Annotated in this window: 18 protein-coding genes and 1 pseudogene; 10 read left to right on the forward strand and 9 right to left on the reverse strand. The window is 62.0% G+C overall.

From position 1 onward, the window contains the following. Together EN955_RS21930 and EN955_RS21935 are read left to right on the forward strand one after the other, a co-directional pair. Positions 1-730, forward strand: a pseudogene (locus tag EN955_RS21930) (glycosyltransferase family 2 protein); the annotation flags it as partial. Positions 731-739: 9 nt separating this feature from the next. Continuing rightward, positions 740-2,524 (forward strand): ABC transporter ATP-binding protein, encoded by a 1,785-nt coding sequence (locus EN955_RS21935; protein WP_024501684.1) that lies wholly within the window; start codon positions 740-742, stop codon positions 2,522-2,524. Between the two features lie 288 nt (positions 2,525-2,812). Here EN955_RS21935 and EN955_RS21940 read toward each other — a convergent pair whose 3' ends face one another. The 4 genes from EN955_RS21940 to minC form a co-directional block, all read right to left on the reverse strand. Next, complete coding sequence (locus EN955_RS21940; RefSeq protein WP_024501685.1) at positions 2,813-4,279, reverse strand: hypothetical protein; 1,467 nt, start codon at positions 4,277-4,279, stop codon at positions 2,813-2,815. Between the two features lie 367 nt (positions 4,280-4,646). After that, positions 4,647-4,919: a cell division topological specificity factor MinE gene (gene minE, locus EN955_RS21950; protein ID WP_024501686.1), complete on the reverse strand. Its 273-nt coding sequence runs from the start codon at positions 4,917-4,919 to the stop codon at positions 4,647-4,649. Next, positions 4,916-5,731 carry a septum site-determining protein MinD gene (gene minD / locus EN955_RS21955; protein ID WP_024501687.1) on the reverse strand — a complete coding sequence of 272 codons (816 nt, stop codon included), beginning with the start codon at positions 5,729-5,731 and terminating at the stop codon, positions 4,916-4,918. Before minD ends, minE begins: the two co-directional genes overlap by 4 nt. 67 nt (positions 5,732-5,798) lie before the next feature. Beyond that, on the reverse strand, positions 5,799-6,599 hold the full coding sequence (minC, locus tag EN955_RS21960) for a septum site-determining protein MinC (protein ID WP_024501688.1): 801 nt from the start codon (positions 6,597-6,599) through the stop codon (positions 5,799-5,801). A gap of 407 nt (positions 6,600-7,006) precedes the next feature. On the opposite strand from minC, the gene EN955_RS21965 reads away from it, so the two are divergent. The 4 genes from EN955_RS21965 to EN955_RS21980 are packed head-to-tail and all read left to right on the forward strand — an operon-like array spanning position 7,007 to position 10,715. Then, positions 7,007-7,549 carry a hypothetical protein gene (locus tag EN955_RS21965; RefSeq protein WP_127218937.1) on the forward strand — a complete coding sequence of 181 codons (543 nt, stop codon included), beginning with the start codon at positions 7,007-7,009 and terminating at the stop codon, positions 7,547-7,549. Beyond that, complete coding sequence (locus EN955_RS21970) at positions 7,521-8,990, forward strand: hypothetical protein (RefSeq protein WP_024501689.1); 1,470 nt, start codon at positions 7,521-7,523, stop codon at positions 8,988-8,990. Before EN955_RS21965 ends, EN955_RS21970 begins: the two co-directional genes overlap by 29 nt. A 56-nt stretch (positions 8,991-9,046) precedes the next feature. Then, entirely contained in the window at positions 9,047-9,637 is a 591-nt protein-coding gene (locus tag EN955_RS21975; protein ID WP_127218938.1) for a hypothetical protein, read from the forward strand. Beyond that, entirely contained in the window at positions 9,630-10,715 is a 1,086-nt protein-coding gene (locus tag EN955_RS21980; RefSeq protein WP_024501691.1) for a hypothetical protein, read from the forward strand. Before EN955_RS21975 ends, EN955_RS21980 begins: the two co-directional genes overlap by 8 nt. Here EN955_RS21980 and EN955_RS21985 read toward each other — a convergent pair. Beyond that, the gene (locus EN955_RS21985; RefSeq protein WP_024501692.1) at positions 10,696-12,006 is read right to left on the reverse strand and encodes a hypothetical protein; all 1,311 of its coding nucleotides are present in this window, start codon (positions 12,004-12,006) and stop codon (positions 10,696-10,698) included. The two genes, EN955_RS21980 and EN955_RS21985, sit on opposite strands and share 20 nt — an antisense overlap. 485 nt (positions 12,007-12,491) lie before the next feature. Between EN955_RS21985 and EN955_RS21990 the strand changes: the two genes are divergently transcribed. After that, positions 12,492-13,448 (forward strand): EamA family transporter, encoded by a 957-nt coding sequence (locus EN955_RS21990; RefSeq protein ID WP_024501693.1) that lies wholly within the window; start codon positions 12,492-12,494, stop codon positions 13,446-13,448. A gap of 83 nt (positions 13,449-13,531) precedes the next feature. On the opposite strand, the gene EN955_RS21995 is transcribed toward EN955_RS21990, so the two are convergent. From EN955_RS21995 to EN955_RS22005, 3 genes are all read right to left on the reverse strand, one after another. Next, on the reverse strand, positions 13,532-13,681 hold the full coding sequence (locus EN955_RS21995; RefSeq protein ID WP_086081318.1) for a hypothetical protein: 150 nt from the start codon (positions 13,679-13,681) through the stop codon (positions 13,532-13,534). Positions 13,682-14,325: 644 nt separating this feature from the next. After that, the gene (locus EN955_RS22000; protein WP_024501694.1) at positions 14,326-14,667 is read right to left on the reverse strand and encodes a DUF2934 domain-containing protein; all 342 of its coding nucleotides are present in this window, start codon (positions 14,665-14,667) and stop codon (positions 14,326-14,328) included. A 97-nt stretch (positions 14,668-14,764) separates the two neighbouring features. Next, positions 14,765-15,373, reverse strand: a complete 609-nt coding sequence (locus EN955_RS22005; protein WP_024501695.1) for a BA14K family protein — start codon at positions 15,371-15,373, stop codon at positions 14,765-14,767. A 250-nt stretch (positions 15,374-15,623) separates the two neighbouring features. Between EN955_RS22005 and EN955_RS22010 the strand changes: the two genes are divergently transcribed. From EN955_RS22010 to EN955_RS22020, 3 genes are read left to right on the forward strand one after another with little or no spacing between them, the layout of a single operon-like run. After that, positions 15,624-19,736, forward strand: coding sequence for a Pls/PosA family non-ribosomal peptide synthetase (locus EN955_RS22010; protein WP_032898612.1), 4,113 nt, complete (start codon positions 15,624-15,626; stop codon positions 19,734-19,736). Further along, positions 19,733-20,182, forward strand: coding sequence for a GNAT family N-acetyltransferase (locus tag EN955_RS22015; protein ID WP_024501697.1), 450 nt, complete (start codon positions 19,733-19,735; stop codon positions 20,180-20,182). Before EN955_RS22010 ends, EN955_RS22015 begins: the two co-directional genes overlap by 4 nt. A gap of 47 nt (positions 20,183-20,229) precedes the next feature. Then, positions 20,230-20,835 carry a 4'-phosphopantetheinyl transferase superfamily protein gene (locus tag EN955_RS22020; protein WP_050580410.1) on the forward strand — a complete coding sequence of 202 codons (606 nt, stop codon included), beginning with the start codon at positions 20,230-20,232 and terminating at the stop codon, positions 20,833-20,835. 9 nt (positions 20,836-20,844) lie between these two features. Here the strand turns inward: EN955_RS22020 and EN955_RS22025 are convergent, their stop codons facing one another. Beyond that, positions 20,845-21,957: a KamA family radical SAM protein gene (locus EN955_RS22025; protein WP_024501699.1), complete on the reverse strand. Its 1,113-nt coding sequence runs from the start codon at positions 21,955-21,957 to the stop codon at positions 20,845-20,847. Positions 21,958-22,092 lie beyond the last annotated feature (135 nt).

Consider the following 22,092-nt stretch of genomic DNA (forward strand, 5'->3'; position numbering starts at 1 on the left):
GGATTGGCGGCTGCGCGCGCCTCAGCCCGGCGTTGCGCGCAGCCGTGTGCTGGTCTTCGTCGACGACGACTGCGCGGTCCATCGCGACTATCTGCGCGATCTGGAGCGACACTATGCGTCCGGGGAACAATGGCTCATCCGGGGAGGACGTGTCGAGCTTGGCGATGCCAGGGATTTGCCGTTCACCATCAAGCGGTCGTGGGCGCGCGAGCGGCTGACGCCAGATGTTCATCCCGGCGGTTTCGTGCTGGGCTGCAACATGACAATGCACCGCGATGTCGCGGCCCGCATCGGCTATTTCGACGAACGCTTCGGCGCCGGCGGACCATTGCGGTCGGCCGAGGATACCGATTATCTCGTGCGCGCGATGCTGCTCGGCATCGCGGTCGAGTATGTGCCTGACATGACGATTTTCCACCATCACGGCCGGCGGGATCGCAAAGCCATCGAAAAGCTGCATCGCGACTACAGCCTGGGCAATGGCGGGCTCTGCCTGAAGCATGTTCGCCACGCGCCCTGGCTGCTTCGCCATTTCTACTGGGCCGCAAGAGGGGCTTTCCGGGAACTGGCGGGAGGACCCGCCTTCGATCGTGAACTCAACCTGCCGCACTGGCCGATCGTCGCCATGAATTTGCTCGGCGCGGCCAGGTTCGCGGTTCTCCTGCTGGTCAGACGGCCGCGAGCCGAACCGGTGCGCCAAGATCAACAAGCCAATGCCCAGGCGAGGTGAAACGCTGTAATGCCAATGCTGCCACCAAACCTGCCGATGCTGTTCCGGGCGTTCGGAAAGCGGCAACTGCGCCTGCTTCCGGCGGTGGTGATTCTCGGCCTGGTCAGCGCCGTCCTCGAAGGGTTCGGCATCGGCCTGATCATCCCGTTGCTGGGCATCATCATGGGACACGGGGATGCCGCCGGAATGGCAGGCTTCTCCGCCGTCCTCCAGCACGTCGGATCGGGCTTGAGCGAGCGCGACCGGCTGATCGTCATTTCGGCCGCCATCCTCGGCTCGATCATCCTGAAGAACGTCTTCGCCTTCGCCAACACGCTGCTGACGACCTTCATCTCCGGCAAGGCAAGCCATTCCATCCGCAGCGCCCTGTCGGAGCAGCTGTTGCGGGTCGGCTACCCGTTCTTCCTGCGGCAGAGCCCCGGACGCCTGCTCAACATCATCTCCAACGAATCCTGGCGGGCTTCCGATGCGATCCAGATCATGCTGTCGGCCATCGTCAGCGCATCGGCCGCCATCATCCTCCTGGCTTTCCTGCTGCTGCTTTCGTGGCGCATGACGCTTTTGGTCACGCTCGGACTGGCGCTCGTCCAGATCGCGCACGCCGTCCTCTCAGCCAATCTGAAGGAGCCAAGCCGCAGCGTCGCCTCGCGCAACGGCCACCTCGCCTCGCAGATGCTTCACCTTGTGCATGCCGGACGGCTGATCCGCATCTTCGGACAGGAGAACCGGGAAAAGGCGATATTCGACACGGCGTCGGATGCGGTTCGCCGCGCCTCCTTCGCGCTGCTCGTGCGCCAGGGAGCGCTGCCGCCGCTGACGGAGGTTCTCCACGCCATGCTGTTCCTGGCGGTGGTGATCGGCGCCTGGCTGGCGCAGGTGAGTTTCCCGCTGATCATCGCCTTCGTCATCCTGCTCTACAGGCTGCAGCCGCATATGCGGGCCCTGCAGGGGTCGTGGAGCCAGCTGCAAGGCCTGAGCGGATCGCTTGAGGAGGTGACTTGGCTGCTGGATCCCACAGGCAAGCCGCAACCGCCGCAAGGCGACGGGCCATTCCACGGCCTGCGCCAAGGCATCAAGTTCGACGATGTGACATTCACCTATTCCGGCACGGACCGGCGCGAGGTTGTGCTGCATGCGGCGGCATTCGAGATCCGCGGTGGCCGCTCGACGGCGCTGATCGGCCGCTCGGGCGCCGGCAAGACGACGATCGTCAATCTCCTGTGCCGCTTCGTCGAACCGGACACCGGCAGCATCCTCGTCGATGGATCGCCGCTCGACCGGATCGACGCCAGCCAGTGGCGCCGGCACATCGCCCTGGCCAGCCAGGAACTGGAACTGGTCGACGGCAGCATTTTTGAAAACATAATCTACGGCCAGGATGCCGCGACAGCCGGCGATGCCGAGGCCGCCGCGAGACTGGCCGAAGCGCATGAATTCATCGAAAGGCTGCCTCAGGGCTACGAGACCCTGGTTGGCTACAGGGGCGTCAATCTGTCGGCGGGACAGAGGCAGCGCATCGCCTTGGCGAGAGCCCTGGTGCGCGATCCCGATCTCCTCATCCTGGACGAGGCCACCAATGCCGTGGACGGGCTGTCGGAAGCGGCCATCGTCGAGACCCTGAAGTCGAGAGCCGGCCGCCGCACGACCATCGTCATCAGCCATCACCACAGCACCATCTCGTTCTGCGACGACGTGGTCATCCTGAGCGGCGGCCGCGTGAAAAAGCAGGCCCCTTTCGGCGCCCTGGCCTCGCTCAGCATGGACGAGCTTTACCAGCACGAACCTCTCGACTGAGAAGGCGCCGGGCCGGCCCGCGATCTTATCCTGGGCGTGTCTGCAGCCTCCGGCCGGCGGGTCGTCGCAAGGGTTCGAATCACAAGCCAGGGGAATTGCCGCTGGCACCTTCCGTGATCGCACCAATGCCGTGCGGGACCGAGGCGCGCTACCTTGCCTGTGCGGCGGACCTGTCGATCCGCCTGGCCGGTGCCCCATTGGACTTACTCTCCGGGTGAGGTGCCGGCCTCCCATGCACAAAAGAAGGATCTGAAGCGGGTCGCCTGAATCCTTCAGGCGCGACACGCTTCAGGTGGCGGCGCCGACATTTCTGCGCATGCGCCGCCTGCCCGTCGTCCGTGCTTTCTTCGCCATCGCCCCGGCCATCTCGACCACGCCGTCCTCGCGCGGCCTGCCATTGGTGGCCTTGTGGAGCCGCTCATAGGGCAGCAGTTCCTTGATCCGGGCATTGAGCGAGGCGATTTCGGCCTTGAGGTCCTCGCACTCCTGCCTCTGCACGTCGAACTGTATCTGTTCGGACGCCTGTTGCAGCGTCAGCTGAGAAAGGTTGGCGTTCACCTTGGAAAGACTCATCTTGTCGCTTTCGCTCTCCTGGCTCAGCGCGGACAATCTTTCATCGGCGATCTTCTTTTCGGCTAGGGCATCGTTCAGTTCGCTCTTGAGCCTGGCGATTTCGCCCGCGGCTTCGCTGTTTTCGCTCGACACTTGCTCCAGCCGCGATTGCAGGTTCTGGATCTCCGAGCTCAACCCGCGCATTTCCGCCTGGCTGCGAGCCAGCTCGGCTTCCTTGTCGCCTTCCATCATGTGGGCCGCTTCGGTCGTTTCCGACAGTTTCGCCTGTGCCGCCTCGAGCGACTTCTGCAGCCGCATCTCCTCTTTCTCGCTCTTGCCGAGCGCCGCCAGCAGCTCCGCCAGCCGCGCTGCTTCGGTGGCATGGACCGCCGACAGCTCGTCGAGCCTGTGGCGCGCCTGCGATTCCCGCTTCAGCGCCTTGTCGAGTTCGATCGACAGGTTGACGTGCTTTTCGCGCAGCATCTTGCTTTCGCGCAAGCGCCTGTTGGCCTCGACGGTCCTGGCGGTCAGCCGCTTGGCGATGTCGCCGAACTCCGCCTCGCGTTTGGCGCTCGCATTGGCTGTCTCGACGAGTTCCAGCCTGACCGCGGCAAGGGCCGCACGAAGCGTCTCCCGGTCCTGGACCAGGCTTGTCTCGCGCTGCTGCAGCGCTTCGAAAGCGCCGTCACGCTCGCGCAGCTTTCGCGTCGCGTCGTGCAGCTTTTCCGACAGCGCCCTCTGTTCGGCGGCCAGGGCGGCATTGGCAACCTCCAGCTCGTTGGCGCGCAGGATGTCGCTGTGCAGGATGTTGAGGAATTCGCGCGTCAGATGGTGTGAGGTGCCGATCTCCGACAGCTTGTCGTTGATCTCCTCCAGATAGTCCCTGGCGTCGTGGAAGAGCCCCTCGAAGGCGCTCAATGCAGCCAGCCGGGTCTGTGTATGGGCGGTCAGTCTTGGCGCGGTTTCGGAACTGTCCGCAGCGCCCGCATCCTCGGCATTCCCGGCATTGTCGTCATTTGCCGCATCGGCCTGGGGTGGCCCGTCATCGGCTGCCGCCTGGGCATCCGGCACATCGTCGCTCTCTGGCGGCGCCAGGTCGTCGGCGTCGAGACTTGCATCCAGCGCGTCCGCCAAATCGATCTGCAGGTCCTGGATTGCTTTATCCACGTCTTCAGCACGCTTGATCAGGCCTCTGAAGTTCATCGCCAAACTCCCCTTACGCATACCTCGCTTAGAACTTAACAAATTGCTAATATATCCTTACATCCGCTGCTTGCGCAGGGGAAGCCCCGTCGGCACAAAGGTAAATTTGGGACATTTTAGGGGTTTGGACGCTGCGAGCGATGCGGTGCGAGGGTGCGATGCCGGTTCTGCCGGCGGGACAGCGTCCCCCTCTGTCCTGGACATCTCCCCCACACGAGGGGAGATTGGACGTCATGCGGGCTTTCGCCAATCGCCAACGTTGCAAGAAGAACTGAAGCGCAGAAATTGCCAATCTCCCCACTTGTGGGGGAGATGTCCGGCAGGACAGAGGGGGGCGCGAAGGATCGCGGCTCCCCCTAAGTTGCCCTCACCCCGCCATGGCCAGCGGCACGGCGCTCTTGTTGGGGATCTGGATGTCGATCTCCAGCGTCGACATGGTCTCGCCGCGATCCATCGAGACCTGCAGATAATCCTGGTCGATCTGCACATGCTTGGCGATGACGGCCATGATCTCCTCGCGCAGGATGGAGACGAGGTCGGGCTGGCTGCGGTTGCGGCGCTCATAGGCGAGCAGCACTTGCAGCCGCTCGCGCGCCACCGGGGCGCTGGAGCGCCGCTTGAAGATGTCGAGCAGGTTCATGCCGCCCTCCTTCCCAAAAGACGATCGAGGAAGCCCTTGCGCTCGAAGGGCACGATGACGGGCAATTCCTCGCCCTCCAGCCGCCTGGCAGCGTCGATATAGGCCTTGGCAGCAGTGTTGAGCGGCTCCGACAGCGTCACCGGCGAACCGAGGTTGGAGGCGCGCAGCACATCCTGGCTTTCCGGAATGATGCCGAGCAGCGGCACCGACAGGATTTCCAGCACGTCGTCGATGGACAGCATCTCGCCGCGCGAGGCGCGGGCGGCATCGTAGCGCGTCACCAGCACATGCTTGGCGATCTGCTCGCCCTGCTCGGCCCGCAAGGTGCGGGCATCGAGCAGGCCGATGATGCGATCGGAATCGCGCACCGACGACACTTCCGGATTGGTGACGATGACCGCCTCGTCGGCAAAGCGCATGGCGAGCTGCGCGCCGCGCTCGATGCCGGCCGGGCTGTCGCAGAACACATAGTCGAACACCGAGCGCAGCTTGTCGATGACTTCGCCGACGCCTTCTTCGGTCAGCGCATCCTTGTCGCGCGTCTGCGAGGCCGGCAGCAGGAACAGCGTCTCGACCCGCTTGTCACGGATCAGCGCCTGCGAGAGTTTCGCCTGGCCCTGGATGACGTTGACGAGGTCGAACACCACGCGCCGTTCGGCGCCCATGATCAGGTCGAGGTTGCGCAGGCCGACGTCAAAGTCGACGAGCGCCACCTTCTTGCCGGTCTTGGCCACGGCCGCCCCAAGGGCCGCCGTCGAGGTCGTCTTGCCGACGCCCCCCTTGCCCGAGGTGACCACCACTACCTTGCCCATTGAAAAGCCTCCGTTGTTGTTGTTCTTGGTCGGGCGGCCCTCGGCCGCCCCAATATCGAAACGAATGTCAGCTCAGCGTCGAAACCCGCAAAGCGTCGCCGTCGAGAAACGCCTGCACCGGCTTGCCGCGCGAAACGCCTTCCATCTCCTCGGCGGTGACATACCAGCCGTCGACCGCCAGCAGCTCCGCCTCGTTCTTGCGGCAGAAGATGCGCGCGCCCCTGTTGCCCAGCGCACCCGCCGAAGCGCGCCCGCGCAGCGTGCCGTAGACATGGATCGAGCCCGCCGCGATGATCTCCGAACCGGACGCGACCGAACCGAGCACGATGACATCGCCATGCGGATGCACGATCGCCTGGCCCGAGCGGATCGGCGCCTTGATCATCAGCGTGCCCGAAGCTTCAACCTGCGGCTCGCTATCGCCCGCCTTGCTTGCGCCAGCCTTGCCGTCGCCGACCGTGGCCGCGCCGGCTTCAGGCGCCCTGCCCTCGGCCTTGCCCTCTCCGGAAACATCCTCCCGCGCCTTGCGGGGCAGCAACCCATCCGTCGTCGCCTCCTTGGCGCCGACCAAAACCGGCGGCAGGTTGGGCGCGAGTGCGGTGTGCCCGTCGAGCTCGATGGCGTAGACGCGGATGCCGCGATGGCCAAGCACGCCGACCAGCGATTCGATCGCGGCGACATCGGGCTTCAAGGTGTTGAGATCAAGCACCACCGGACGGCCGGCGAAATAGCCGGGCGAGTTGCCGATCCAGTGATCCAGCCCCTCCAGCCACACGTCCAAAGGCGCCTCCGGCGTCAGCGTGAAAGCGACGAAAGAGCGGGCACGAAAGCGGATGGATTTGGCCTCGAGGGGGGCGGCAAAGGTCACGGCTGGCGAATCCTTACTGAGAGGTAAACGCTAGCGAGGGAATGGTTAACGAATGGTTAATGAGGAGGGGTCTGCGCCGTCCCTGCAGGGGACAGCCATGATTGGATGGCCTCCGTGACATTCGCGACCTTCCACCATGAATCCACAGCTTCTGTGAAGGTAACGCTTGTCGATCCATCGGATAGTACATTGTCGCGGACGGAGGGTTGCAAATCTGCTTCCTCATGGACAAGATAAGGCGGCTTTGGCCGGGGGGGAAATGTGCCTAGGGTATCAACGATCGAGCGGATGCTCGAATTGCGAATCAGCGTGCTCAATGAAGCGTGGCCCGAGTCGATTTTTTGTGGTCATGTTGCCGATGGAAGTCCTGGGCGGGACGAATTTGCTGTCGCCTTAGACATTTTCGCATGACCATTCATTTCCCGATATTCCAACGTCTAGATGTGGACGGCTACCGCCTATATCCGGGACTACCAAATTCTCCCGGACTACACCTCGACTTCACACCAGGCCCTTGGATCGTGCTTGGCGTAAATGGGCTTGGCAAAAGTACACTGCTTCTGGTCCTAAAATATGTACTAACTGGGCCAGCTCGAATAAGGGGAGCCGGCTTTACGGGGGATAGATCGGATGTCTTGCCGGTTGATCAGAGGTTCTTCGCTGTCCGCGTAGGAGATAGCGCTGCCACCGCTGTGGCAACAGCCGAGATTAAATTTGGTTCGGCCATTCTGAAAGTTCGCCGGCGCCTGAGCGATCTTAAGCTGGTGGAGGCCTCAGTACGCGGAGTTCAGGCGACTGATTCTGTGACGGTTGAAGAAGAATATAGGGCTTTGCTTGCGACGCTGATGGGCCTCGCGCGATTTGAAGATGCTCTTCGCGTACTTGATCGCGTAAACGTTCTTCCTAGAGTCGAGAGATCCATTGATTTGGGATCTGTCGGCTCAGTTTGAATTATTTCGTGCGATCCTAACGCCCTCAAGCTCAGAGGAGCTAAGGCGTTTAGAGGGCGAAATTGTTTCGGCCGACAGCTCGGCACGAAATCTAAACGCCGTTCTCTACAAACTGGTAAATCGGCGAGACACGCAGCAAGCCAAGCAGGAGACTGCAGCCGAAACGCGTGCCCGTTTGGCCAAAGCTACCGCCGAACTGGAAGAGGCAGAGGCCGAAGAGGTCAAGCTTCAGAAGGCGCAAGAGAATATTGAGGAGCGTAGGTCTGACGCCAGGATAGGTCAAAAACGAGCAGATCGAGCTGCTGACGACGCCGCGCAAAGATACGAAGAGATCAAATTTGACGTCTTGCGACATGCATTCGCCGGTGTCACCCCAAACGAGCAGTATGTATTTCTCAAGATTATTTCGGATCGAATCTGCTTGGCATGCGGTAACAAAGCTGACGCCGCGGCCGAAGAGCTTGAGCGTCGGCGCGCAGAAAATCTGTGCCTCGTTTGCGGCTCCCACCGTGCTGCGGAAGAAAAGGTGGTTTCGACGGCAAAAGCGGTTCAGTTGAAGGCTGCTGAAGCATTCACGGCTCTGCAGCATGCACGCGAAGAGCTTCACGATGCAGAGGTAAAGTATCGGAGTGTGGAGGAAGACTATCGAGTTATTGACAACGATCTCGAAGCGGTCCGCCGCCGCGTCGACTCCCTTAGAAGAGAGGCGCGGCGATGGAGAAGCAAGCTGCCAGCTCAGGATCAGGCAGCGTTGGCGCGCGACGAAGATCGCATCGAGGGCCTACGGCGTGAGGTGATTAATTTTAGGAAGGAACGCGACGACGCAGAAGAGAAAATCGCGGTGTTGCTCGCCGAGCTGAAAGTGGCAACAGAGTCTATTCGGGAGCGTCTTGAAGCAGAATTCCAAAGACACGCTCAGGATTTCTTCGCTGAAAAAGCACGTTTGGTCTACGCCCCAAGAAAGGATCGGATCGGTCAGGGCGGTCGAGTATTTGAGTTCCCTGCGTTTGAGATTGAGCTAACAAGTAGCGCGACCGATGGTGACTTTGTCAGGCGATCTGCGACACAAGTATCGCTTTCGCAGCGGGAGTATCTAGACATCATCTTTCGAATGAGCCTCGTTGAAACGTTCGGCGGCGCCAGCGGCTCTTTTATCGTCGATGGTCCAGAAGGATCCGTCGATGCCGTGTTCGCAGAAAAGGCAGGTAACCTATTTGCGGAGCTTGCGACACGAACAACTGGGATGACCGTCATATTGGCGTGCAATGTCGTAGAGGGGGCTTTCATCCCAAATACGTTACGTGCCTACAAGACTCTGGATGCTAGGACGGGACGACTTGTAAACCTGATACACCTAGCAGCGCCGACTGCGGCCTTAATCACCTTGCGGAAGGAATATGAAAGGACCGTTGCAAAAATCCTCAATGAGGAGGCTCGATGAACGCGAGCCCAGCTTCACAGCCACTTCCGGTCCTAATTCGGAGTCGCCTGATTCAAATGCTCGCAGCGCTAGAGCGCGTTGGTGGCACCCCCATAGATACCAGATCATTGCACGCCTTTGCTTTCTTTGCCAACGTCCTGAGCCCACTATGGGATCTTCACCCCCTAGAAGGATCGGTCCTGAAAGACAGTGGAGCACCATACTTTCCAACGTTGCAGCGCGAGTTGGATTCCCTTGTCGGCGGGGGATTTGTCACCGTTGTAACCCTGGCAAGAGGTGACGCCGAAGGTTTGCTGGCAACCTTTCGGTTGGACCATGGCCGTGCAACTCCTATTCTGGAGGCCTTAGGTACACTGCCAGACGAGGCGCGAACTGACGATTTCCTGACAGAACTCGCCGATGCATTTGTCGAGATTAGGCCTGATCGACGCGATGATGCGGCAGTCGCAGATGCCGCCTACTCGGATCCAGCAGTGGCTGAGGGCCGGATAGTTGATTTCGCTGAATGGGTATCTCCGACGCGGGGAAACGCGACGTGGAACACTGCTCAGCAGTTCCAGCGCTACGTTCCGATTGGAGTAACCTTAAATAGAGCTGAGAAGCTCGTGATGTACATGCGCCTAATGAAGCGGAGAGCGCATGGTTGATTTGCCGATTCTCGGCGGCGTCTCGCCGGAAGAGATTGAGCGTATTGCTCAAACTGTGGGAACACCTACGGTGGCGGGAGCGTCACTCACAACCAGATTCTTTAGACGTGTTTCCGCCCTCGTTGCTACTCGTGCAGGGCGCGGCGAAAGCGGGCAATTCACAGTCTTCTTGCAAAGCGAGGCTCTCTTTGAAGATGCGAAGTGCTGCTCTGTGGCGGAAGCGCCCCTATTGGCCAACGGTGCTGATCCCGTCGTTGATCGAATTTGGCTTTCTACAGCCAGCCTCTCGACTTCCTTCGAACTGTTGCTCCGTTGGTCTGATGCCGCGTCGCTTTTCCAGGCAGTGAAGAAGGCTGGGCTGGGTGGGATACCGGCAGTCGTGGTCGATTGGAGAACGGGCGTGCCGCAAGGTCGGCTCTACAGGTCGGGCTTGTCCAATCACGAAGACTCCGAGACGGTTTTCTTTGAGGATGTGCCCATCACACGAATGCAGATGAAGGAGGTTCTAGACACTTTCTATGAACGTTCGCTGAGGACACCCGCGCTCGTTATTGAGGGCCACGCTAAGCGTGTGTGGAAGGAGTCTGCGAACGGCATACCAGAGCATCGCCCCGAAGAGGTCATTCAAGGCCGTCTACTAGAGGCCTTGAAGGCAGTCTTTGCGAGGCACGACCTACGGGCCGAGCCCATCACCGACGACGGACGAGCGGATATCGTCATCTCTATGAAGACCATCACGTCGGGAGGATTGCCGGCCGTGGTAAACGAATGGGTCCTTGAATTGAAGGCTCTTGCCGATCAAACAAATACTGGCAATCCCGTTCCGCCCTCAGTCGCCGTGCAGGCCATCCAAAGCGGTTTAGAGCAAGCCATCGGTTACAAAACGCGCCTTAATGCGCTACAGGCCGCGCTCTGCTGTTACGACATGCGTGCTACCGACTTCGGCGACGACTCCGCCTTCGCGCACATCCAAGATGACGCCAAGCATCACGATGTACCGCTTTGGCGGTGGTTTCTATTCCGATCAACAGCAGCATCTCGAACCGCAAGAGGATACCTCAGCTCCGCATCACGGTAAGGAGCGTCTCCTTGAGTTCCGGTCGGCCACCTTGTTGAGGAGAGGCCCGCATTGATCTGAAAGGCTCTTCGCCCGCGATGGAAAAACCGCGTTCCAAAGCCAACTCGTTCAGAATTGTGGCCACAGGAACCTGGATGCCGGCATAGCGGCTATCGCCCACAACCATATAGACGCGCCCTTTGGATACCAAAGACTTGCTAAGCCGCTCCATAATGACGCACATATCAGAAAAGTAAGCGGAGACCATATCAGGTATATGCCGATTCCAAAGGTCAGCTCGCACGCCTTTCAACTGGCCGGTAATAGCAGATAGCGTTTGCGAGCCAAGATCAGGAGTGTCAAACGGTCGAGAAATTTGAACGTGGCTCCGCAAGGTGGACATGCGAAGATTCTTGTTGTCTAAGCTATTTTTAAGATAGCCACATACCCATAATTCGACATTGTATACATCTGTATAATCAAACGAATTTGGGTACGGCGGCGAGAATACAGCCAAGTCGTACTCCCCGCTATCAGGCGTAAGCTCCCTAGAGTCGCCCCGAAATAGTTCATAGTCACGACCTTTACGCTTCTCATATCGTCGTATTTCATAAATAGCGCGCACCATTGCATCAACGAAAAGCTGCTCCACGCGCTCTTGGCTTGACATTCGCCCAGCCCATCCACTGCGATATCTGCGTCCTTTGCCGCTCACCACAACATTGCTCACGGGCAATGCGATCGCTCCGAGCAATACTCGCATAAGTCGACGACTTGACTCCCTCTCAATTCTAGAAATTCGATCCCGAAGTGATGCTAAGCGACAAGCAACAGCCCTAGGGAAGACGTAGCGACCATCCACTCCCGGCTCTACAAATGTAAGCGGCGCGCCGATAAATGGAACGTCATAGTCTAAGCAAATATCGGCCTCAACAACCGCCTTAAAATCGAGGATCAGCTGATCAACGTCGTATGTTGTCAGCTTGGCCTCGATCAGGTCTGCGAGATATGGATTGACTTCGATCGTGAGAGGCTTGAGGCCGAGAAACTGACATGCCAGTGCCGTTGTTCCTGAACCGCCAAACGGATCTACGCAGGAGGATACGGGGCGACCGAGCGCGTCCCTCGTCTCCTCAACAGCTTGCCCAATAAGCTCAGGAGCGAAAGCCTCCTTAAAGTTGCTCCAGCCTTGAAATGCAACTTCATCTGTGCCGGAGTTTGTTGATAGGTGAGCCGGTCGACGGCCCTCAAGCCAATCGGTGAACGACACGGTTCCATCAAGCGGCTCGAACAGTACCGAATCTGCCGCCAAAATAATCCTCGTCGTCGATTAAGGCTCCAGGCATCGGCCTGATCGCAAGAATAAGTTTTAGCTTAAAGTCAAGAGGGTTAGTTTTCAAGACACCGTTTGCGGAAGGCGAATGCCAGCCAGAAAGGCAAAGTCAGTAGCCAAGGAGTATCGGCTTGTCTACACAGAGCCTTGTCTCTCCTCCCTCAATGCCGTTTAGAATACTGCACCTCCCGCCCATGCTTCTCGGCCGCCCCAAGCGTCTCAAACGTCCCCAAATTCCGCCATTTGCCGTCTTTTCGTCGTTCTTGCGCGAATAAAGCCGGTATTTTCCGCTTCTCAGTTTCCGGATCATCTCGCTCTCCCTGGCTGATCAGGATTTCCCCTTGCCCTTGAGTTCTGGCGCGCCCGAGCCCAGCTTCCTCCCCACCCTTTCAAAACGGATGCACGCCCCAACGACACAGGTTATGTTATCCCCGTCTGGCCGAGGTCATCGAAGGGGGCATGACATGCAGGCAATGCCGATAGCGCATCAAGCCGCGCAACCCGTGCGCCCCATATCCTCCCTGGCCGGCTATCCGGCCGCCGTCCTGTGCTGGCTACTTTCGGCCGGTGTCTATATCGCGGCCAAATGGGTGGCGCCTGAAATGCCGCCCTGGGGGCTCTGCTTCTGGCGGCTGACGCTGGCTTGCGCCATCCTGCTGCCGATCGTGCACCGTCATCACGAGGCGATGATCGGGCTTTTGCGAACGCGCGCCGTGGAGGTCGTCGCCGTGGGGGCAATCGGCCTGACGCTGTGCCAAGGTATGATCTACCACGGTCTCAATGACACCGACGCCACCACGGCCGGCATCATCATGGCGCTGTCGCCTGTCATGACGATGGTGCTCGCCCGTTTCGTGCTTGGCGAGCCGCTCGGGCTGTGGAAGTCGTTTGGCGCCCTGGTTGCGCTTGCCGGGATGATTTTCATTGTTGCCCACGGCAACCTGACGGCGCTGCTGCAACTCAAGGTCAACGCAGGCGAGCTGTGGATCGTCGGCAGCGCGTTCTGCTGGGGCCTCTACACCGTGCTTTTGCGCCGTGCCAAATTCGGCATCGAACTCCTGCCGATGGTCGTGCTGCTGCTCGGCGCCGGTGCGCTGGTCGCCTTGCCTTTCCATTTGTGGGAATTGTTGAACGACGAACGCTCCGCCATGAACGTCCACAGCATTCTCGCGCTCGCCTATCTGGCAGGCCCCGGCGGCGCCTTGATGTACTATCTCTACAACAAAAGCGTGGAAACGCTCGGCGCAAGCCGGGCAAGCATGCTGCTCTACCTGCAGACTGTGTTCGTGGCCATGCTCGCCTATCTGCTGCTCGGCGAGGGCTTGCATGACTACGATCTGGTCGGTGCGGCCTTCATCGTCGCCGGCATCGTACTCGCCACCGTGGTCAAACCCAGGCCAGCTCAACCACGCGTGGCGTAGACATCTTGCGGGTGACGGCTGTATTCAGCGCCGGCCGCATTGGCGTTTGGTGAGTCACCATCGCGACAGCCAAAGGCCGCCTCTCAATGCCGCTTGAAATACTGCACCTCCTTCTCGTGCTTCTCCGCCGCCTCGCGCGTATCGAACGTTCCGAGGTTGCGCCGCTTGCCGGTCTTGTCGTCCTTCTTGCGCGAATACAGCCGGTATTTGCCGTCCTTGAGTTTTCGGATCATCTCGCTCTCCCTGGCTAGGATTGGCCCTGATCAAGGTTTCCGCTTGCCGGGCGGCCCGGCCTGCCGACCAGCGCCTGCGCCTTGTCGCCATGCTCATTCCCCGGTTGTGTCAGGGATCAACGCCGTTCCGATCCAAATGATCCACCCGTTCGAAGGCGGCACTCTGCGGCGCCCCCCTCTGGCCTGCCGGCCATCTCCCCCACAAGTGGGGAGATTGGCAGCTTTGGCGTCGGCGCTTTCTGGCAACGTCGAAATTCGGCGAGCGCCGGCCAAAACGCAAAAACCCGCCTGGGCGACGGGTCACTGGCGCAACTCAGCACCATAGGCAAAAATGTAGCATAGCTGCCCTCACCCGTCAAGAAAAAATTCCTATCCCATCGACACAAGCTCCCTGTCCGGACACATGCATCCCGGCCACGAAGTTAGCGGCGCAATTGCGGTGGCAGCCGACATTCCAACGCAGTAAATTCAGATCCAACTTGACGGAACATTAGCCAAAGCTAATTGTTAGTGGATGCGGCAGGTGGTGCCCTCCATCGCCTGCCGAAGATCGGCCCTCCGATCGGCCCGCGTCCTCCGCCAGAGGCGCGGGCTTTTCGTGCCGATCAGCCGTCGCAGCCTGGCCGGCATTTTTCGTCCTCCGATTATTTCGCCAGTCCCTCATCGGGGTTTCGACGCCCTTTGGCCTTGAGGCTGCGCGCGGCTTGCTCGACCGCGGCGCGGTCGTTGCCCAGGCGGTCGAGCAGTTCCTGTGCCTCGTCGCCGGAGATGCCGGTGCGCACCGCCAGCGCCTCGACCTCCAGCACGTCGGAGCTGGCGATCTCGCCGGTTTGCGCATCGTCCGCCGTCAGCGGCAGGGCTCCCTCGCGGTCGATCTCGGCCTCGGCCTGGTGCCAGTGCCGCTCGGGGTCGCCCTGCATGCGGCCTTCCCGTTCCCAGATCTGGTAGGCGCGCTCACGAATTCTGTCGTCCCGGTCGTCGCTCATGGTCAGTCCTCCTTGGGGTCAGGGTTGAACGCCGCGCCAATGCGGACGCTCCGGAAAATCCGCGCGATCGGATCGCCATGCCGGCGGTGCGCGGGGGCTACTGGCATTGCCGTCTCGGGCCACCGGAGTATGGCTGGTAGCTGTTGTCTTCCGGGCGGTAGGAGCGGTAGCGGTTGAAGCAGGAATCGACATGGTCGGCCGAAAGCGCTTCGCCGTCATCGTCGGCAAGGTAGACGCCAAGGCCAGCGCCGTTTTCCACGCCATCGCCGGCGGCCGGCTGGCCGGCCTGACCGGCGGCTTCGAGATAGGGCGAGATGCAGGGGCGCAGCTGCCCGCTGTAGGAAAGATAGCTGTTGTCGTCCGGATGGTAGGAGCGATAGCGGCTGGCGCACCAGGCGAGATGCGGACGCGGCAGGTCGGCTGCCTTGGGCGCGATGGCGCCGGTGACCGTCGGGTCGGGCGGTGTTTCCTGCGGTTTGGCGGGGATGTCGGGCGGCGCCGGCTGGGCGGCCGGCAGGCGTTCGAGGCCCTGCCCGGCTTTGTTCACCGGCCGCGCCTTCTTGGTCCACAGCTCCGCCACGCTGACGGTGGCCGTTGCCTGGCGCGGCGGCTTTGCGGCAAGCAGCCAGGCGGCGAAGCCCAGTCCGCTGCCGAAGACCGCAAGGGTCAGCACGAAGCCGCAGACCAGTCCCAAAACCGCTTTCACGACACGCTCCTTCAGTCCCTGCTCATAGAATGCGGGGCCTCAAGGCTGGTTCCAGAAAAACGCTGGCGCGCGCGCCGGCGTTGCCGCCGGGCGCAGCCGCCAAGGGAGGCTCGAAACCCCGCCCAGACACAGTTCAGAAACAATATTCAACAGTTCGGAAAAACTGCCGAAAAGATCGGATGGCATAAGCGTCCCACAACAACTGGGAAAAATGGCCGTGCCGGGCAACGCCCGGCCTGGACGGGAAAGTATGGAAATGGATCACGGTGTCGATATCGCCGAACTGGACGCGGAACGATCGGGGCTGGAAAGCGGCCCGGCGGGTGTCGCTGCGCTGGTAAAAACGGCTCCCGCGACAGCCAGGCGCGGGCAAATCCTGACGGGCGCGGACTTTGCCCGCCATGGCCTGCCCGGCGAGCGGCTCGACACGGTCTTCGAACAGCTCGCCGAAATGTTCGCAGCGCTGCCGGCGGTGATCTCCGATGGGCGTGTCTGGACCTATCGTGAGCTGGACAGGCGGGCCAACCAGTTCGCCCGCTTGCTGGTCAAGCGCGGCGTGCGGCCGGGCGACCGCATCGGGCTCATCCTCGACCGCTCGGCGGAGACCTATGTCGCGCTGCTCGCCGTGATGAAGGCGGGCGCTGCCTTCGTGCCGCTGGCGACCGCATTCCCCGAGGAGCGGATGGCGCTCATCATCGAAGATGCCGGCGTCAGCCTGATCGTCACCATCGCCGCCTATGCGTCGCGCGCCGGTCAACTGCCGGTCCCGCATCTGCTGATCGACAGCACTGCTGCCGAAATCTCCAGACAGTCCGACGCGCCGCTGCAGCCGCATGCGAAGGCCGCTTCAGCGGACGACACCTGCTACATCCTCTACACGTCGGGCACCACCGGCAAGCCCAAGGGCGTCGTCATCAAGCACCAGAGTTTCGTCAATTTCATCCGCGTCGCCGCCGCCTCCTACGGCTACCGGCCGGGCGACCGCGTCTACCAGGGCATGACCATCGCCTTCGACTTTTCCTCCGAAGAGATCTGGGTGCCGTTCGTCGCCGGCGCAACCGTGGTGCCGGCACCCGGCCAGATGCCGCTGGTGGGCGAGGAACTCGCCGATTTCCTGCGGCTCCATGACATCACCTGCATCGCCTGCAGCCCGACGCTGCTGTCGTCGATGACATCGGATGTGCCCAGCCTGCGCACGCTGCTGGTCGGCGGCGAGGCCTGTCCGCACAATCTGGTGGTGCGCTGGTCGAAGCCGGGGCGGCAGATCCTGAACACCTATGGCCCGACCGAGGCGACCGTCACCGCCACCATGGGCGCGCTGACGCCGGACAGTCCCGTCACCATCGGCGCGCCGCTGCCGACCTACTCGATCGTCATCCTCGACGCTTCGCTGCCGCAGCTTGCCGAGCCGGGCGAACTGGGCGAGATCGGCATCGCCGGCATCGGGCTCGCGGTCGGCTATCTCAACCGGCCCGACCTGACCGAACAGAAATTCATCGCCGATTTCGTCGGCCTGCCGAACAACCCGTCGAAGCGCATCTACCGCACCGGCGACCTTGGCCGCATCAACGACCAAGGCGAGATCGAGTATAACGGCCGCATCGACACCCAGGTGAAGATCCGCGGCTACCGCATCGAGCTCGGCGAGATCGAGGCGGTGCTGCTCGACCAGCCCGAGATCGCGCAAGCCGCCGTCACCACCTGGGAGATCGAGCCCGGCCGCGTCGAACTCGTCGCCTATTTCGCAGCCAAGGCCGGCCAGACGGCGATCTCGCGCGCGGACCTCGCCAGGATGATGAAGCGGCGGCTGCCGGACTACATGGTGCCCTCCTATCTCGAGGAGCTGCCGGCGATCCCGATGACGGTTTCCAACAAGGTGGATTTGCGCCAGCTGCCGAAGCCGACAAGCGTGCGGCTTTCGGGCGATCGCGCCATGGTCGCGCCCGCCAATGACGACGAGCGTTTCCTGGCCGACGCGCTGGCCGCAGTGCTGAAATTCGACGAAGTGTCCGTCGAGGACAATTTCTTCGACGATCTCGGCGCCAACTCGCTGCTGATGGCGCATTTCTGCGCCCGTGTGCGCACCAGGAAGGAATGGGCGACGGCGTCCATGCGCGACATCTACCTCCACCCGACCGTGGCGCGGCTGGCGCTGCATCTGGGCGTAGCGGACGAGATGACGACGGCCACCAACGAGCCCGTCCTCACGCGGCGGGCCTCCAATCTTGCCTATTGGACCTGCGGCGCCGCACAGCTGATGTTCTACGGGCTCTACAGCTATGGCGCCCTGTGGGCGATCAATGGCGGCCTCAACTGGATGTACGACGCGCTCGACGATCCGCTGCAGCTCTACATCAGGTGCGTGGCGCTTTCGGCCGCCGTGTTCTTCGGCATGTCGGGCTTTGCCGTCCTCGCCAAATGGGTGCTGGTCGGCCGCTGGAAGGCGGAGGCGTTTCCCATCTGGGGCGTGCGTTACTTCCGCTTCTGGGTGGTCAAGACGTTGATCCGCACCGCGCCCGTCGTGCTGTTCCGCGGCAGCCCGCTCTACAGCATCTACCTGCAGCTTCTCGGCACCAGGCTCGGCAAGAACGCCGTCATCGAATCGAAATCCGTGCCCGTCTGCACGGATCTCATCTCGATCGGCGCCAACACCATCCTGCGCAAGGAATCGATGATCCTCGGCTTCCGGGCGCAGTCCGGCTACATCCACACCGGGCCGCTGACCATTGGCCGCGACGCCTTTGTCGGCGTCGGCTCGACGCTCGACATCGACACCAGGATCGGCGACGGCGCCCAGCTCGGCCATTCGTCCTCGCTGCACCGCGGCCAAAGCATCCCCGACGGCGAACGCTGGCATGGCTCGCCGGCCGTGCCGACCACGGCCGACTATTGCAAGGTGCGCAATGTCGATCCGTCCAACATCCGGCGCTTCCTGTTCGAAGCGGTTCAACTGATCGGCCTGTTTGCCATCGTCACCCCCTTGCCGCTGCTATTCCACAGCTATTGGGAAAATGTCGGCGACGACTACCAGGAAACCATCGGCGTCGTCGCGATCGGCACCACGGTCACGCTGTTCGGCTACATGGCCGCATCCTTCCTGGCGGCGACGCTGGTGCCGCGCCTGGTCAGCCTGCTGTTGAAGCCCGGCCGCACCTACACGCTGTACGGCTTCCGCTACTGGCTGCAGACCGTCGCTGAATTCTCCAGCAATTCCCGCGTGCTCGGGCTGCTGGCCGGCGACAGCTCGGCCATCGTGCACTACATGCGAGCGATCGGCTGGAACCTCAACAAGGTGGTGCAGACCGGCTCCAATTTCGGCTCCAACCAGCAGCACGAAAACCCGCTTCTGTGCGAGATCGGCACCGAGACCATGGTGTCGGACGGGCTGTTCATGATCAACATGCACAAATCCGCCGCCGCCTTCAGGCTCGAGCCGACGAGAATCGGCGAGCGCAACTATCTCGGCAACAACATCTACTATCCGCCGGACGGCCGCACCGGCGACAACGTCCTGCTCGGCACCAAGGTGATGGTCCCCATCGACGGGCCGCTGCGCGAGAATGTCGGGCTCTTGGGTTCGCCTGCCTTTGAAATCCCGCGCATGGTGAACCGCGACAAGGAACTCATCGCCGGCATCGACGAGGACGACCGGCGCCGGCGCATCCCGTTGAAGAACCGCCACAATCTGGTGACGATCCTGCTGTTCGTGGCAACGCAATGGGTCATGCTGTTCGCCACGCTGGCGATCTGGGACCGGGCGCTGAACTACTACACCGAATGGGCTGAAGTCGCACTGTTCGTCGCCGTGCTCCTGACCTCGGCGATCACCATTCCGTTCTACATCTTCGTGGAACGGGCAAGTCTTGCTTTCGGCAGGCTGAAGCCGCAGATGACGACGATCTATGACGTGGCGTTCTGGCGTCATGAACGCCACTGGAAGCTGGCGGATTCGCCGATCGTGCGGCTGTTCGCCGGCACGCCGTTCCGGCCGATGATCCTGCGCATGCTGGGCGTCAAGATCGGCAGCCGTGTCTATGACGGCGGCAGCAATCTGACCGAACGCTCGCTGGTGGAGATCGGCGACGACGCCACCCTCAACGAGGGCTGCGTCATCCAGGCCCATTCGCTGGAGGAAGGCGCCTTCAAGTCCGACTTCATCCGCATCGGCAAGGGCTGCACGCTCGGACCCTCCGCGTTTGTCCATTACGGCGTCGTCATGGGCGAAGGCTCGGTGGTCGATGTCGACTCCTTCGTCATGAAGGGCGAAGAGCTGGAGCCCAACTCCATATGGCGCGGCAACCCGGCCAAGCTGCATCGCTTCGTCGAACCGATCACCGAGTCCTCGGCCAAGGCATCGGCTTGAACACCGAGGACATCCGTCTCGTTGCCGTGACCAGGGCCAACCGCGCCCTGGTCGCGGCCCTGGAACTGGCTCCGGAGCAGAGGGATTTCGTCGCCAGCAATTCGGAGTCCCTCGAAGAAGCCGAAACCGACGAAGACGCGCGGCCGCGCGCCATCATGGCTGGGACCCGTGTCGTCGGTTTCCTGATGTACGATGCGTCGGACAACGAGGCGCTGGTCTACCGCTTCATGATCGACCGCGCCCACCAGGGCAAAGGCTATGGCAAGGCCGCATTGCGCGCCTTGCTCGACGAGATCGGTAATCTCGACCATATCAGGGAGGTTTCGATCTGCTACGAGCCCGAGAACGAGGCCGCACGCCACCTCTATCGCGCAGCCGGCTTCGTGGAGCAAGGCATCGACGAGGACGGAGAAATGATCGCCGTCCTGCCGATGGTCGATCGTTGACGCCGCCCGCTGCGAATTCATCGGAGGAAACGACCCTGCTGGAGGCTATGGCCGCGATCGCGCCGAGCGGTGTCCGGATCGGATGCCGCCGGATCCGCGAAGGCGATGAAGCCCATCTGCTGCCTGGGGAAGCGCATTCCATCCCCGCGCGCCAGCCTGGCATGCGGCGCGCCAGCGGCGCGGCCCGGTGGATCGCGCACGGACTGCTGGCGGAGCTTGGCGTCGGCGACGCCGCCATCCTGCGCACGCCGTCCGGCGCGCCTGTCTGGCCCGAGGGAATAATGGGTTCGCTCGCGCACGACGACGACATGGCAGTAGCGGCGGTTGCACCGGTTGGCGATATCGCCTCGCTCGGCATCGACGTCGAGCCTGCGCAGCCTCTCCCGGATGATATTTTGGCGCTCGTGACAACACCCGCGGACCGCACCGACGCAGCCGACCGGCATCTTGCCGGCCGCATCCTTTTTGCCGCCAAGGAAGCCGTCTACAAGGCCGTCTATCCGCTCGATCGCGAGGTGCTGGGCTATGAGGACATCACCGTCGACCTGAACGCAGGCCACGCGACGACGAAGACAGGCCGCAAGGCCAGGCTCGCCTACTGCGTTGCCCCGCGCGTGGTGGTGCTGGCGTTTGTCGAGAAAGACAGGGGTTAGCGCGCAGTCCTATTCGCCAACGATCTCCGTATACGCCCTCACCTCGCCATCCAGCCCGCGCAGCCGCCAGTTCTCGCCCTCCCGTCCCTCGACATGGCAAGGCCCGATCGGCACCTTGCCGCCGCCTTCCGGCAGGTCGAGCACATAGACGGGGTTGCAGATGCCCGACAGCCGCGCCCGCAGCGCTTCGGTCAGCGCCTGGCCCTGCGCAATCGTCGTGCGCCGGTGCGCCATGCCGCGCGCGAGGTCGCCATGGTGCAGGTAATAGGGTTTGACGCCGAGGCGATACATCAGCTCGCGGCAGAGCTCCTCCAGCGCCTCGACGCTGTCGTTGACGCCTTTGAGCAGAACGCTCTGGTTGAGGAGCACGAAGCCGGCTTGCCGCAGCGTGCGGCAGGCGGTTTCCGTGGCGTGAGTGATTTCCCGCGCGTGGTTGAAATGGGTGACGATGGTGACCATCAGCCGGCCCTGCAGGGCCGCAACCAGCCCCGGCGTGATGCGCGACGGCAGCGCCACCGGAACGCGCGTGTGGAGGCGCAGCAGCCGCACATGCGCGATCGCTTCGATGCGCGCGCGGATTTCGGCCAGCGCCTTGTCGGGCAGCGACAGCGGATCGCCGCCGGTCAGGATCACCTCGCGGATTTCGGGATGCTTGGCGATATAGGCCAGCGCCGGCTCCAGCGCCTCGCGCGTATAGCCCCTGCCGATCGAGGTCAGAGATTCCTTGCGGAAGCAGAACCGGCAATAGACCGCGCATTGATAGGTCGGGAACAACAGCACCCGGTCGGCATGGCGATGCGTCAAGCGCGGCACCGGGCTGAAGTCATGGTCGGCGATCGGATCGTCGAGTTCGCCTTCCACCTCCTCCAGTTCTTGCGGAGAGGGGATGACCTGCGCCCGGATCGGATCAGCCGGGTCGTTCCAGTCGATCAGGTCGAGATAGGCTTTGGGCGCGCGCACCTTGTGGTTCGCCGCCGCGGCCTGGGCGGCTGCGCGCTCGGCTGACGACAGCGGGAGGCGGTCAAGGTCGCGGACGTGGCGCACCCCGGCGCGGACGTCCGCCTGCCAGGCGGTGTCAGGATCGGCGGAGCGTGCATCGTGGAGGTTCGTGTCTGAAGTCATCAGGGTTCTCGGGGCAGTTTCTGGCGGAGCTATCGGCCGGATGGCCAGGCGGGTCAACCTTCTGGGGTGGTCGCCGCCATCAAATCCACCGCCTGCAAATCCGTAGGTATTTAGCCAAAATGGCACTATTCTGCG

This window comes from Mesorhizobium sp. M7A.F.Ca.CA.001.04.2.1 (genome assembly GCF_003998485.1).
Lineage (GTDB): Bacteria > Pseudomonadota > Alphaproteobacteria > Rhizobiales > Rhizobiaceae > Mesorhizobium > Mesorhizobium ciceri.

Coding starts and splice junctions, on each gene's coding strand:
- minE (WP_024501686.1), bottom strand. CDS start 4,919: ATGAACCTGCTCGACATCTTCAAGCGGCGCTCCAGCGCCCCGGTGGCG.
- minD (WP_024501687.1), bottom strand. CDS start 5,731: ATGGGCAAGGTAGTGGTGGTCACCTCGGGCAAGGGGGGCGTCGGCAAG.
- EN955_RS21980 (WP_024501691.1), top strand. CDS start 9,630: ATGGTTGATTTGCCGATTCTCGGCGGCGTCTCGCCGGAAGAGATTGAG.
- EN955_RS22000 (WP_024501694.1), bottom strand. CDS start 14,667: ATGAGCGACGACCGGGACGACAGAATTCGTGAGCGCGCCTACCAGATC.
- EN955_RS21935 (WP_024501684.1), top strand. CDS start 740: ATGCCAATGCTGCCACCAAACCTGCCGATGCTGTTCCGGGCGTTCGGA.
- EN955_RS22020 (WP_050580410.1), top strand. CDS start 20,230: ATGGCCGCGATCGCGCCGAGCGGTGTCCGGATCGGATGCCGCCGGATC.
- EN955_RS21940 (WP_024501685.1), bottom strand. CDS start 4,279: ATGAACTTCAGAGGCCTGATCAAGCGTGCTGAAGACGTGGATAAAGCA.
- EN955_RS21975 (WP_127218938.1), top strand. CDS start 9,047: ATGCTCGCAGCGCTAGAGCGCGTTGGTGGCACCCCCATAGATACCAGA.
- EN955_RS22025 (WP_024501699.1), bottom strand. CDS start 21,957: ATGACTTCAGACACGAACCTCCACGATGCACGCTCCGCCGATCCTGAC.
- EN955_RS21990 (WP_024501693.1), top strand. CDS start 12,492: ATGCAGGCAATGCCGATAGCGCATCAAGCCGCGCAACCCGTGCGCCCC.
- EN955_RS21995 (WP_086081318.1), bottom strand. CDS start 13,681: ATGATCCGAAAACTCAAGGACGGCAAATACCGGCTGTATTCGCGCAAG.
- EN955_RS22010 (WP_032898612.1), top strand. CDS start 15,624: ATGGAAATGGATCACGGTGTCGATATCGCCGAACTGGACGCGGAACGA.
- EN955_RS21965 (WP_127218937.1), top strand. CDS start 7,007: ATGACCATTCATTTCCCGATATTCCAACGTCTAGATGTGGACGGCTAC.